This is a genomic window from Tunturiibacter gelidiferens (assembly GCF_051013345.1).
GTDB classification, from domain to species: domain Bacteria; phylum Acidobacteriota; class Terriglobia; order Terriglobales; family Acidobacteriaceae; genus Edaphobacter; species Edaphobacter gelidiferens_A.
The window spans coordinates 3,074,711-3,086,904 of sequence record NZ_CP132939.1; the positions used below are offsets into that span (position 1 = coordinate 3,074,711).

The following is a 12,194-nucleotide window of genomic DNA, read 5'->3' on the forward strand; positions in this document are numbered from 1 at the left end:
CGCGCTTCTGAGGCCTGATCGGCTCAGGGGCGCTGGTTGATTAAGCGGATCATCTCGAGAATGATGTCGCCGGAGATCTGGAGGGAGTGTGCGCTGATCTTGTCCAGGGTGTCCTTGTCGGTGTGGTGGTAGCCGTCGGGCAGGGCGTTAGTGGCGGGGCCATAGTGGGCGTCGATGACGTCTAGAACGGGTACGCCGCGTTGCGCGAAGGGGAGATGGTCGTCTTCTTCGGCTTCGCTGTATTTGAAGATGTTGGCGGAGTGGCCGGTATTTTTTGCAGCGATTTTGAGAAGGTCGAGCAGCCATGGGGTTGAGTTTTCTACGTAGTCGATATTGAGGTCCTTGTCGGCGATCATGTCGGCGACGAGGAAGGCCTTGATTTTGGCCAGGGTGCCATCCTGTGACCACTTTGCTGCGAGGTGGCGAGTGCCGTAGAGAGAGTCGGAGGGGCTCCAGGTCTTGACAGCTTCTTCACCGTCGTCGAAGACCAGCCAGATGGAGTAACCTTCGGGCGGATGGCCGCGGAGGATAGTTCCGATCTCGATGAGAAGGGCTGACGTGGCCGCGCCGTCGTTGGCTCCGTAGAAGTTGATATCGCGGAGGGGGTAGTTAGTCTCGTAGTGAGAGGCCAGGACGATAATGCCATCTTTTTTGCCGGGATATTTGACGATGTAATTGGTCATCGTCTGAAGACCGACGGGAGTGGTGGCGGTGAAGGTGTCTGCGATGAAGTTGCCTTTGGCGGCTTCGGGGGCGAAGTGCTGCTTGAGGAACTCTTCGGCCTTGGCGTGGCCGGGGGAGCCGTTGAAGCGCTTGGGGGCTACGTCGAGGAACTGCTTGGTGAGGGTGTAGGCGGCTTGTCCGCTGAACTGGTTTTGTGCAGCTTTCTGGGCGTGAAGATTCTGGCAGGCCAGAAAGAGAACGTACAACGACAGGAATAGCAGCAGATCCTTCGAGTGCGTGGTTCGCAAAGACCGCTGACCACTTCGCTCGGGATGACTGTTCCGGGAGGTAGATGATGCCAGGGAAGGTAGGAGGGTCATGCGGCTTTTTTGGCCTCTCTGGCTTTGCGGCGGGCGGGGTGGACGAGGAAGGCGATGCCTACGCCGATGAGATAGAGAACCAGCATGGGGCTGGCGAAGAGGCACATGCCGATCGGATCGGGTGTGGGACAGATGATGGCTGCGACGATGAAGATAGCGAGGATGGCGTAGCGGATGTGCTGTACGAGAAACTTTGCGTCGACGATGCCGAAGAGGGCGAGAAAGAAGATGAGGATCGGGAGCTCGAAGGTGACGCCGAGGCCGAGGATCACTGCGAGGAAGAAGTTGGTGTAGTCCTCGATGGTGAGAACAGGGTTGAAGTTTTTGCCAAAGCCACCGATGAGGACCTTCAGTGCCCCAGGGAAGACCCAGTGGTAGCCAAACCACGCTCCGGAGAGAAAGAGGACGATCGTGGCGGCCATGAACGGAACGACATAGCGCTTCTCGTTGGCGTACATGCCGGGTGCGATGAAGAGCCAGAGCTGATAGAGGATGAAGGGCGAGGCGAGGATGATGCCGCCGTAGAGAGCGGTCTTGAGGTAGAGGTTGAGAGGGTCGGTGGGGTGGGTGTAGTTGAGAGCGATGTGGAGGTCGTTGAGGGGTTTTTGAATGATGCCGTAGAGGCGGACGTGGAAGGCGTAAGCGATGCAGAAGCCGATGAGCAGGTAGAAGGTGGAATGGATGAGGCGCTTGCGGAGCTCGGTGAGATGCTCCATCAGGCTCATGCCGGGGAGCTCGGCGCGGTCGGTGACGGCGGCGCGGACGCTGTCGACGAGATCAGCCATGGTGGGTGGCCTCGCTGGCTACTTCGGCCGTCGACTCGGATTCAGGCGTGTGGGGGATGGCGTCGAGGACGGGCGAGAGAGCTGAGTTGCTGACCGGGAGGCCGGTAGATGGGGGCATGAGATTAAGGTCGCCAGAGGTTGCGATGGGAAGAGAAGCGAGGGTTGGAGGCGGCATGTGGGGATGGTCTTCTACCAGTTCCTGAGTCAGCTGGGCGATGCGCTCGGGGGTTACGTCTGAGGTGGAGGCTTCGGCCAGGGAGGGTGGTGCGATAGTGTTTTCGCCTGCGGTGATGGCTGGTGTGACCGGTGCGGCGGCTTCCATCGCTGCGATCTTCTTGCGTTGTTCTTCCTGGTCGGCGACGCGGAGCTCGTCTTCCATCTGCATGCGGAATTCGTTGGAGGCACGGCGAAACTCGGCCATGAGCTTACCGAGTTGGCGGGCAAGTTCGGGCAACTTCTTCGGGCCGAAGAGAAGCAGGGCGAGGAAGAAGATGACGGCGCTGTCCTGAAAGCTAGGCATAAGTCAGTCCCATGATACGGCTTACGAGTGGACGGAACAAATGGATGGAGGGCATTGATACTGTTGTAAAATTTCTGGTGTAGGGCAGCAGGATCGTTTGAAGGAAGGCGCATCGTCTGATTACAGGTTGCGTCTAATTGTTAACGAGCGATCGAACGGGTCGCGAGTGAAGAAGTGAGGAGTTGCAACACCCCCGTGGGTTGGGTGCTGGTTCGAAGGAGCCGACACAGTGAATCCACTGCAACTCAAGCAGTGCATGCTTTCAACATCCCCGTCTCAGAGGCGAAAGACGGTATCGGCTGATGCCGAGGCCAGACGACCTTGTGAGACTGAAGGCGGAGTACTTTGAACGGACTATTGGAGATCGCACCGGCTGCGGCCGTGGCGGAAAACGTTGCAGACTTGTGTTCCCTAGACAACTACCTTGCGCAGCCGGACCACACGATGGATGCCCGGATCGCTGCTGCGCGGGAGAAACTCGGCACCGATGTAGTTCTGCTGGGGCATCACTATCAGCGGGATGAGGTGATTCGGTTTGCCGACTTTACCGGCGACAGCTACAAGCTTTCGAAGGTGGCCGCAGAGACCAATGCGAAGTACATGCTGTTTTGCGGCGTGCACTTTATGGCAGAGACGGCGGACGTATTGGGGCGGCCGTGGCAGCAGGTGATTTTGCCAGACTTGAATGCGGGCTGCTCGATGGCCGATATGGCGGAGATCGGGCAGGTGGAAGACTGCTGGGATTCGCTGGAGCGCGCGGGGCTTACCGAGGAGGCTTCGGGTGGGTTGATTCCTCTGACTTATATGAACTCGGCTGCTGCGATCAAGGCTTTTTGCGGCGAGCGCGGTGGGTCGGTTTGCACTTCTTCCAATGCTCGTGGTGCCTTTGAGTGGGCGTTTACGCGTGCGGGGAAGATTTTATTTCTGCCGGATCAGCATCTTGGACGGAATACTGCGTTTGCTATGGGGATTCCGCTAAGCGAGATGGTGGTTTGGGATCCTTATCAAATAAATGGGGGGTGAGCCCGGATCGGTTGAAGGCGGCTAAGGTAATTTTGTGGAAGGGACACTGCTCAGTGCATCAGCGATTTCTGCCGGAGCATATCGATCGAGTGCGCCGGGAGGAGCCTGGGATGCAGGTGATCGTGCACCCGGAGTGCCGCTGGGAGGTGTGCCAGAAGGCCGATGATGTGGGTTCGACCGAACACATCATTCAGGCGATTGAGCGGGCGCCGGAAGGTTCGAGTTTTGCTGTTGGGACTGAGATTCACCTGGTGAATCGGTTGGCGAAACGGTTTGACCCATTGGGCAAGCGGGTGATTACGCTCGATGACTCGGGTTGCTTGTGCACGACGATGTACAGGATCTCTCCGCAGCATCTGGCGTGGGCTCTGGAAAATCTGGTCGACGGACGGGTTGTGAATCGCATCAAGGTGGACGATGATGTGAAGCAATGGGCGCGCGTTGCGCTCGACAGGATGCTGGAGATCAGGATTTGAGTAAGACGTTTACGTTGGGCGAGGCACAGACACTGTTGCCAGTAGTGGAAGCTCTGCTAAGGAAGGCTCGGGAGGGGCATGCCCGGGCTGCGGAACTCGAGTACGAGATGCAGCAGTTGAGTCACAGGATCTTTCTGTCTGGTGGTATGCACGTGGATGTCAGTGTCGCAGCTCGGCGCCGGGCTGAACGGGATAGAGCCGTGCAGTTGGCCAAGGACACTCTTGCTGAGATCGACTCGATCGGTGTTCAGGTGAAAGACCTGGAGGAGGGTCTGCTGGACTTTCCTTATCTGATGGATGGGAGAACGGTTCTGCTTTGCTGGAAGCTTGGCGAACCGGCAATTACCCACTGGCATACCGAGGAGGAAGGCTTCGATGGCAGAAAGCCTTTGGACGCGCGATTTGGCAAGACGGAGCGGCTCAACTAGACTTTCCCTGCTCTGTGTGGATAACTAAATTTATCAAACGATAATCTTTATCGTTTATACTCGTCTCATGTTGGTGAACGAGGCCAGGTCGTTTCGTGAGCTTTGCCAGGAGAACGGCATCGCGGTGACGCACCAACGGCAGGTCTTGTACGAAGTGATGAAGACAATGCACGGCCATCCGAGTCCGGAAGAGGTCTATGCACAGGTGAAGAAGAAGGTTCCGGCAATCTCGCTGGCTACCGTTTACAAAAACATATATCTGTTTGTGGAGAGCGGCGTTTTCCGCGAGGTGAGCCTGCATCATGGCTCGCTGCGCCTTGAGATGAACGATGAACCTCATCACCACATGCTGTGCTCGAAGTGTAAGACGATTACCGACATTGGAGAAAAAGAGCTTGGGCTGGTGTCGAAGCAGGACAAACTGCCCGGCGGATTTCTGGTGGAGCGGTATGCAGTGGATGTGATTGGCATTTGTGCGAAGTGCCAGCAGGCTTAGGGCGATTTCTTAACGTGTAAGAGGTGAACTATGGCAGAAGACTTGAAGAGCAAGCAAATGACTACCGATGCCGGGCGACCGGTTGGCGATAACCAGAACTCCATCACGGTGGGTAATCGTGGACCGATAGTCTTTGAAGACTATTTGCTGTTTGAAAAGATGGCGCACTTTAACCGTGAGCGTGTTCCAGAGCGTGTGGTTCATGCGAAGGGTTCCGCGGCGCACGGCACCTTTACCTGTACCAATCCTGATATGGCGAAATACACGACCGCCAAGGTATTTGAGAAGGGTAAGAAGACTCCAACGTTCCTGCGCTTCTCGACCGTTGGCGGGGAGAAGGGGTCGGCCGACTCCGAGCGCGATCCCCGTGGATTTGCGCTGAAGTTCTACACGGAAGAGGGCAACTGGGACCTGGTAGGTAACAATACGCCAGTGTTTTTCATCCGCGATCCTTTGAAGTTTTCTGATTTCATTCATACGCAGAAGCGCGATCCGCAGACGAATCTGAAGTCGCCCAAGATGATGTGGGATTTCTGGTCGCTTTCGCCGGAGAGCCTGCACCAGGTGACGATTCTGTTTTCGGATCGCGGTACTCCCGATGGCTATCGCCACATGAATGGATATGGCAGCCATACGTTCTCGCTGATCAATGCGAAGAACGAGCTGTTCTATGTGAAGTACCACTTCAAGACGAAGCAAGGGATCAAAAACTTCAATCGCGAAGAGGCCGATCACATGAAGTCTGTGGATATGGATCACTCGCAGAGCGATCTCTTCCGTTCGATCGAGAAGGGGGACTTCCCGAAGTGGACGGTGCAGATTCAGATTATGGCGGAGGCTGAGGCGGAGACTTATCACATCAACCCGTTCGACCTCACCAAGGTATGGCCTCACTCGGACTACCCTGTAATCGAGATCGGCGAGCTGGAGTTGAATCGCAATCCGGTGAACTACTTTGCTGAAGTCGAGCAGGCGGCGTTCGATCCGAAGAATGTTGCTCCGGGTATGGGCTTTTCTCCGGACAAGATGCTGCAGGGTCGTTTGATCAGCTATCCGGATGCACACCGGTATCGCATCGGGGTGAACTACAACCTGCTTCCGATCAATGAGGCGAAGTGCCCGTACAGCACGTACAACCGTGATGGCAGCATGCGGTTTGGCGAGAACGGCGGCAGCGGACCGAACTACGAGCCGAACAGCTTTGGCGGACCGACGCAGGATAAGAAGTACCTTGAGCGTCCGGTGACCTACAACACGGCGACCGTGGGACGGTACGACCATCGCGAGCATGATGGCGACTACTACACGCAGCCGGGGAACCTGTTCCGTCTGATGACACCCGATGCGCAGGAGCGGCTGTGCGGGAATATCGCGGCCGGTCTTGGGCAGGTCGAGACGCGGATCCAGGACCTGCAGATCAATCACTTCTACAAGTGCGATCCGAAGTATGGCGAAGGCGTTGCCAAGGCTATCGGACGCAAGATCGAAGAGATTGTGAAGAAGGAAGAGCTGGTTGGTGCATAAGTAACGGGTATAGTTACATAAAAGGGCAACCCTTGCCGGTTGCCCTTTTTCCTTTTATGGCTAATGTCCTGCCGGACGGGCTCGCTGCGCGCGAGGCGGTCACTTCGTGACTCGTGTACTTTTTCTGGGCAGGACGATCTTGATTAGGGCCTCCCTTTTGGTCGGCATCACTTTTCTTTCCGACCAACGGGAGGACCACTGTCCTTCACTCGCCATCACAGGGTATACGCGCCACGAAGTGGCCGCCCTCTGCGCAGGAGGCCCGTCCGGCAGGACGTTTTAAGGTGTTGGGCCGGTGGGATTGGCTTCGGGTCTGCGGCCTGAGTTCCATTCGGGCTTCCATGAGGAGTCAGCCAGCCAGCGGATGGGATTGACCATGGAGGCGATTGCATTGGTCATGTGGGTGAAGTCGATGGTCCGGATCTCGTCGCTGGGCTGGTGGTAGTCCTTGTGCAGGCCGTAGCTGGAGACGGTTTGAGCGATGATTCCTTGCTGGGCCAGCGCGTAGTTGTCGGAACGGCGGAAGAAGTTTTCTTTGGGGTGAGGGTCGTTGACCAGGTGAGCACCGTGTTTTGCAAGCTCGGGGCCAAGGTTGGAGCGGTCGAAGCCGGTGATCCAGAGGGTTCCAGCGGGTACTGCCGGGTCGGGTCGACCGATCATCTCGAACTCGAGGTTGGCGACGATGCCGGTGAGCGGTATCGGCGGATGGGCAAGGAAGGCGCGGTTGCCGAAGCCGCCGAGTTCCTCGGAGCCGAAGAGTGCGAAGACGATGGTGCGCTTTGGGCGTGGTCCGGTGGCAAGGATGTGGGCAAGGGTCAGCACGGCGGTAGTGCCGGATGCGTCGTCATCGGCTCCGTTGTAGTTGGTATCGCCCGAGACGTTGGCGGGACCGATGCCGAGGTGGTCGAGATGCGCGGTGAGAAGAATGACCTCGTTGGGTGAGGTGGTTCCGCGCAGGATGGCGATGGCATTCCAAGTTTCTTTGCGCGGGACGTCCTGGAATTTTGCGATGCGCTGTTGGGTTTTTGCGGGCAGAGGGTCGGGCAGGGCCGATTTTTGGAGGAAGGTGCCATTGTCCCCGCCGGGTTCGAGTCCCAGGGATTGAAGCTGCGAGGCGACGAAGAGGGCGGCGATGTGCTCGTCGCGCGTGGCTGAGCCTCGGCCGTGAAGTTCATCGTCGGCGAGAAAGTTCATATCTGCGTGAACTTCCTGTTGCAGCGTGGTAGGGAGCGATACTGTTTGCCGTGTTGCTGCGTCGAAGGAGTGAGACTGCAGTGCTTTGGATGTGGAGGGAAGGGCTTGTGTCAACAGAATCGCGGCCCAGGGCAGAAAATATAAGAGCTTCGAGGAATACATTTGAGAAAATTATAGAGGAACGCCAATTGAATTATTCTGCGTTGGCTTTGGCTGCTGCGAAGATAGAGAAGAGGCTGTGGTGACGATGGAACGACGGAGAAGCGCGCGGCGCTGGACGATGGCGGGCGCCGCGATGATGTTGCTGGGCTTTACGGGGTGTCCGGGATTCTTTCCTCCGGTCAATAACTCTGGTGGCGGGACCGGAGCGACCGGAAACCAGGTGTATGTGCTGAATCAGACGACGAAGTCTGTGAGTGGATTCGTGGTGGGTACGGGAACCTTGACTGCGGTGAACAGCTCGCCGGTAGCGCTTGCGGCATCGCCATTTGCGGAGGCTGTATCTCCGAATAATGCCTTTCTTTATATTGCGGGGCAAGGGTCAATCAGCTTGTACCTGATCAATGCCAACGGATCGTTGAGCGCACCGACGGGCGGCGCTGTGCAGGTTGCGGTGACTGCGAATTCGCTGGCTATTTCACCGGACGGGCAATGGTTGATTGCGCTGGACAGTTTTACGCAGCAACTTGATCTCTTCGAGATCAACTCGTCGACTGGGGCGTTGACGGCTGCGGCGCAGTCGCCTGCGGCTTATTCGCTTCATTCGGGAGCGGGAACCTGGCAACCGTCGATGGTGCAGGTGTCGCCGGACGGGACGCTGATCTTTGCTGCGCTTGGAACTGCGGGAGATGTCGTGTTTACGTTTGACACAACCACGGGCGCGGCTGTTCAGAGCCAGAGTCTAGCCAACGTGAGTGCTAGCACTGGTGATTATGGGCTGGCGGTGGACCCAAAGACTGCCTATCTCTATATCGCGCGGAGTGGGACCAGCGGGGGAGTCGGGGTGTACACCATTGGGTCGGGAGGCGCCCTGAATGCGGTCACGGGGTCGCCGTTCGCTGCGGGGAGCGGAACCTTTTCTGTGGTGCTGGACGGTACCGGAACTTACGTCTATGCGGCAAACCGTACCGGTGGCACGATCTCTGGATATACGATTGCACCAGGGACTACGCCGGCGGCTTTGTCGTTGACACCGCTGAGCGGCTCGCCCTATAAGAGCGGGACGTCGGTTCAGTCGCTGGGGATTGATAGAACCGGCAAGTATCTGCTGGGGGCGTCGCAAGGGGCAGTCCCGATCTGACGATGTACAGCTTTGACATTACGACTCCGGGCAAACTCGATTTTGCGACGAGTATCGCTACTGATACTGATCCTGCAGGGGCTATCGCAATTGCGCTCACTCACTAGTTGGTTTCTCAACCTGGGCGGAGGTGTTGGAGTTGATCCCGAGATGTTATGGATTTGGCGAGGCCGCCGTTAGTATGGAGTAAGTGGTGTGCTGTGACGCGGAGTTTCAAGGCTATCGTTTCTTCATCTGGACAATTCGGTTTTGTGCGGCGCTTTTGGCAGATTTGCAGCGTGGTGGCGGTTTCGGTGCTTTTGGTGGCTGGGGGAGCGGGTGCTCGCGGCTGCGGCCTAAGCCTGCGGCTCAGTATGTGTATGTGACGGCGAAGCAGACGTTTCTGCGCGACCGCGTGGCGGCGGTATCCAATCGCACAGCTACGGTGGAAAATGGGGATCGGCTCGAGGTGCTCGACCGCGGGCGGCGGTTTGTGAAGGTCCAGACAGCTAAGGGGGAGCAGGGTTGGATCGATGAGAAAGTCGTTGCGACCCAGGATATCTTCGACCAGTTTGAAAAGTTGAAGCAGGATCATAAGGCCGATCCGGTGGTTGCCTCTGCGGTGGTGCGGGATGAGGTTTATATGCATGCCAAGCCGGGACGCGACACGGAGAGATTCTTCCGGCTGGCGGAGGGCGAGAAGCTGAAGCTGCTCGCTCGAGCTACGCTGGCCAAGCCTTTGCCGCCGGGAACGCGGGTGGCGAAGGCTGCACCTGCTCCAAGTCCAGCTGCTGCGACGACGACGGGTTCTGCGGGGAAGGGTGCGAAGGCTGTTGCGACTGCTACGCCACCAGCGCCGGAGGAACCTGCGCCACCGGCGATGGAAGATTGGTGGCTGGTTCGTGACTCCAAGGGCGATACGGGTTGGCTCTATAGCAGGATGATGGATGTGGATGCTCCCGATGCGATCACGCGGTATTCCGAAGGGCAGCGGATAGTCGGTTCGTATGTTCTGACCAAGGTGAATGACCCGGAGGCTGAGCAGGATGACAAGAATATTCCGATCTATGTGACGGTGTTGAGCCCATATAAAGCAGGGTTAACCTATGACTTTAATCAGGTGCGCGTGTTTACGTGGAATGTAAAGAAACATCGCTACGAGACGGGCTTTCGCGACAGAAATATCGAGGGGTACTTACCGGTTACGGTGACGATGGCGACAGATCCCTATGGGAAGTCGCCTACGGCTACTACGCCAGCGCCGACCTTCTCGTATCGAGTTTTGTCGGATGAGGCGGGGCCGGTTGTTCCTGATCCTGTGACCGGTGCGATCGTGCCGGGTAAGACGGTGTTGAAGACTTATCGGCTGGAGGGCACCCTGGTGCGGCGGGTTATTCAGCCGGGGACGACTGCGGCGGGAGAGGCTCATCCGGAGCCAGTGTCGGACAAGAAGAAGGGCGCGGCTGCCAAGGGCGGCAGGGGGAAAAAGAAGAGGTAGGGCGGCCAGGAGTTCTGCGCTGTCGGAATGGGAGGATCTGAGAGACTCATCATTTCCGATCTGTCACTTATTGGCCTAGGGGAAAAATTCCGCATCCCTGGTAGGTAGTAGCGGGCAATTTTGCGAGGCGAATGCGATCGCTGATCTTGGCGGCCGAAAAATCACAAAGTTTGGCCTCAAGCGTAGAACGTGGCGATGGTGTCGACTACAGTCTGCTGCTCGTCTTCGCGTAGCTCGGGATACATGGGGAGGGCGAGGACCTGGTGGGCAGCGGCCTCGCTGATCGGGAAGTCGCCCTTCTTGTAGCCGAGGTGAGAGAGGCTGGTCTGCAGATGGAGCGGGACCGGGTAGTAGATCTCGCTGCCGATCTTGCGCTCTGCGAGATATTGGCGGAGTTCGTCGCGACGGGGTGTGCGGATGACGTACTGGTGGAAGACGTGGCCAGCGCGTTCATCGGTAATGGGAAGCACGATGCCTTTGTCTACACTGTCGGCGGTCAGGTTCGCGTCGCGGAAGAGCTGGTCGTAACGGAGGGCGTGGTCGCGGCGCTGCTGGTTCCACTTGGGCAGGTAACGGAGTTTTACCTCGAGGACGGCGGCCTGGATGGAGTCGAGGCGGGAGTTCCAGCCGATCTCCTCGTGATAGTAACGGCGGCGCATGCCGTGGGCTCGGAGGATGCGTGCGTGGTCGTCGATTGCGGCGGAGGTGGTGGTGACGAGGCCGGCGTCTCCCATGGCGCTTAGATTTTTCGTGGGGTAGAAGCTGAAGGCAGCTGCGTCACCTAATGCTCCGGCCGGGACGCCATTCCATGTTGCTCCGAAGGCCTGAGCCGCGTCTTCGATGAGCAGAAGGTTGTGGCTTTGTTTGAGCGCAGTGAATCTGTCCCAGTCGGCGCACTGGCCGTAGAGGTGAACGGGAAGGAGGGCTTTGACATTTTTGCCCGGGATGGTGTGTAGGACCTCTTCGACTGAGGCGGGAGAGAGATTAAACGTGGCGGGATCGATGTCGGCCAGTAGAGGTGTGGCGCCGCAGCGGAGGATGGCACTGACTGTGGCGAAGAAGCTGAAGGGGTGGTGATGACCGCTTCGCCCGGGCCGATGTTTGCTGCTGCGAGGGCGAGCCAGATGGCGTCGGTGCCGCTAGCGCAACCAATGGAGTGAGGGACAGCGCAGGCGATGGCGGCGGCGTGCTCGAAGCTGGCGACCTGGGGGCCGAGGATGAAGTGCTGCGAGGCACAAACGGCTTCGATGGAGTCGAGGATTTCTTGTCGGAGGATGGCGAACTGGCGGGAGAAGTCAAGCATTGGAACGGGTTGCGGATTGCGGATGGTCACATCTGCCATGGTATATCGCTCGTATATAGCTGTGGAGAGTGCGATAGACTCTCGTTCTGTCTTGCAATGCGTCTAACGAAGTATTGCGTTCGTCTTTACAATGTGAGGGCGCAGGTTGATTATTGCCGTGGATGCTCGTATTGTTGACAGTCTTGGCTTCAGACTTGGCCGTTGGATGCGCTGAGTTTTGTTCTGAAGCCGATGGGTCACGGAAAACCTCACCGCAGTGAACACTTGACAAAGGAGATCGGCCCCATGGAATCAAAGCCGGCACAGAACATTCAGGATACTTTTCTCAACACAGTGCGAAAAGATAAGAGTCCGATCACGATCTACCTGGTAAGCGGCGTGAAGCTGACAGGGAAGATTCGGTCGTTCGATAAATATTCGGTGTTGCTGGAGAACAATAGCCAGGAGCAGCTGATCTTCAAACATGCGATCTCGACTGTGGTGAGCGGGCGAGCGGGTGCGCATGGTGATGTACGGACCGATGCCAAGCCAGACGTGCGCGCGGCGGTAGGTTCGGCCCCTGCAACAGGTGCACCGGTACCAGAGGCGACAGGGACACAAGGCCGTTAGACGTTGACAACCGAAG

12 protein-coding genes and 1 pseudogene are annotated in these 12,194 nt (G+C 57.7%); 8 read left to right on the forward strand and 5 right to left on the reverse strand.

Annotation, left to right across the window (positions count from 1 at the left end):
* Window positions 1-23: 23 nt before the first annotated feature.
* The 3 genes from RBB80_RS15225 to RBB80_RS15235 form a co-directional block, all read right to left on the reverse strand.
* Window positions 24-971 carry a M28 family peptidase gene (locus RBB80_RS15225; protein ID WP_433969138.1) on the reverse strand — a complete coding sequence of 316 codons (948 nt, stop codon included), beginning with the start codon at window positions 969-971 and terminating at the stop codon, window positions 24-26.
* Window positions 972-1,039: 68 nt separating this feature from the next.
* A complete protein-coding gene (tatC, locus tag RBB80_RS15230) occupies window positions 1,040-1,828 on the reverse strand; it encodes a twin-arginine translocase subunit TatC (protein ID WP_433969140.1) in 789 nt (262 codons plus the stop codon).
* Complete coding sequence (locus tag RBB80_RS15235; RefSeq protein ID WP_433969142.1) at window positions 1,821-2,348, reverse strand: Sec-independent protein translocase subunit TatA/TatB; 528 nt, start codon at window positions 2,346-2,348, stop codon at window positions 1,821-1,823. Before RBB80_RS15235 ends, tatC begins: the two co-directional genes overlap by 8 nt.
* A 345-nt stretch (window positions 2,349-2,693) precedes the next feature.
* Here RBB80_RS15235 and RBB80_RS15240 point away from each other — a divergent pair, with 345 nt between their 5' ends.
* The 5 genes from RBB80_RS15240 (at window position 2,694) to RBB80_RS15260 (ending at window position 6,295) form a co-directional block, all read left to right on the forward strand.
* Complete coding sequence (locus RBB80_RS15240) at window positions 2,694-3,371, forward strand: quinolinate synthase NadA (RefSeq protein ID WP_433969144.1); 678 nt, start codon at window positions 2,694-2,696, stop codon at window positions 3,369-3,371.
* A 53-nt stretch (window positions 3,372-3,424) separates the two neighbouring features.
* Window positions 3,425-3,847: a quinolinate synthase NadA gene (gene nadA / locus RBB80_RS15245; RefSeq protein ID WP_433969145.1), complete on the forward strand. Its 423-nt coding sequence runs from the start codon at window positions 3,425-3,427 to the stop codon at window positions 3,845-3,847.
* A complete protein-coding gene (locus RBB80_RS15250; protein ID WP_433969147.1) occupies window positions 3,844-4,275 on the forward strand; it encodes a DUF2203 domain-containing protein in 432 nt (143 codons plus the stop codon). The genes nadA and RBB80_RS15250 overlap by 4 nt, the downstream gene beginning before the upstream one ends.
* 67 nt (window positions 4,276-4,342) lie before the next feature.
* On the forward strand, window positions 4,343-4,771 hold the full coding sequence (locus RBB80_RS15255) for a Fur family transcriptional regulator (RefSeq protein WP_433969149.1): 429 nt from the start codon (window positions 4,343-4,345) through the stop codon (window positions 4,769-4,771).
* Between the two features lie 57 nt (window positions 4,772-4,828).
* On the forward strand, window positions 4,829-6,295 hold the full coding sequence (locus RBB80_RS15260) for a catalase (protein ID WP_433969151.1): 1,467 nt from the start codon (window positions 4,829-4,831) through the stop codon (window positions 6,293-6,295).
* A 279-nt stretch (window positions 6,296-6,574) separates the two neighbouring features.
* Here the strand turns inward: RBB80_RS15260 and RBB80_RS15265 are convergent, their stop codons facing one another.
* Window positions 6,575-7,489 carry a M28 family peptidase gene (locus tag RBB80_RS15265; protein WP_433969153.1) on the reverse strand — a complete coding sequence of 305 codons (915 nt, stop codon included), beginning with the start codon at window positions 7,487-7,489 and terminating at the stop codon, window positions 6,575-6,577.
* 247 nt (window positions 7,490-7,736) lie between these two features.
* Between RBB80_RS15265 and RBB80_RS15270 the strand changes: the two genes are divergently transcribed.
* Together RBB80_RS15270 and RBB80_RS15275 are read left to right on the forward strand one after the other, a co-directional pair.
* On the forward strand, window positions 7,737-8,789 hold the full coding sequence (locus tag RBB80_RS15270; protein ID WP_433969154.1) for a lactonase family protein: 1,053 nt from the start codon (window positions 7,737-7,739) through the stop codon (window positions 8,787-8,789).
* A 190-nt stretch (window positions 8,790-8,979) separates the two neighbouring features.
* Window positions 8,980-10,266, forward strand: a complete 1,287-nt coding sequence (locus tag RBB80_RS15275) for an SH3 domain-containing protein (protein WP_433969156.1) — start codon at window positions 8,980-8,982, stop codon at window positions 10,264-10,266.
* 176 nt (window positions 10,267-10,442) lie between these two features.
* Here RBB80_RS15275 and RBB80_RS15280 read toward each other — a convergent pair.
* Window positions 10,443-11,608 (reverse strand): annotated as a pseudogene (locus tag RBB80_RS15280) (DegT/DnrJ/EryC1/StrS family aminotransferase).
* A gap of 246 nt (window positions 11,609-11,854) precedes the next feature.
* Here RBB80_RS15280 and hfq point away from each other — a divergent pair.
* Window positions 11,855-12,178, forward strand: coding sequence for an RNA chaperone Hfq (hfq, locus tag RBB80_RS15285; RefSeq protein WP_433969157.1), 324 nt, complete (start codon window positions 11,855-11,857; stop codon window positions 12,176-12,178).
* The last annotated feature ends 16 nt before the right edge of the window (window positions 12,179-12,194 follow it).

What these genes read in the sequence shown, in the direction of transcription:
- tatC (WP_433969140.1), bottom strand. Translation starts at nt 1,828, where the DNA reads ATGGCTGATCTCGTCGACAGCGTCCGCGCCGCCGTCACCGACCGCGCC.
- RBB80_RS15235 (WP_433969142.1), bottom strand. Translation starts at nt 2,348, where the DNA reads ATGCCTAGCTTTCAGGACAGCGCCGTCATCTTCTTCCTCGCCCTGCTT.
- RBB80_RS15255 (WP_433969149.1), top strand. Translation starts at nt 4,343, where the DNA reads ATGTTGGTGAACGAGGCCAGGTCGTTTCGTGAGCTTTGCCAGGAGAAC.
- RBB80_RS15260 (WP_433969151.1), top strand. Translation starts at nt 4,829, where the DNA reads ATGACTACCGATGCCGGGCGACCGGTTGGCGATAACCAGAACTCCATC.
- RBB80_RS15265 (WP_433969153.1), bottom strand. Translation starts at nt 7,489, where the DNA reads ATGAACTTTCTCGCCGACGATGAACTTCACGGCCGAGGCTCAGCCACG.
- RBB80_RS15270 (WP_433969154.1), top strand. Translation starts at nt 7,737, where the DNA reads ATGGAACGACGGAGAAGCGCGCGGCGCTGGACGATGGCGGGCGCCGCG.
- hfq (WP_433969157.1), top strand. Translation starts at nt 11,855, where the DNA reads ATGGAATCAAAGCCGGCACAGAACATTCAGGATACTTTTCTCAACACA.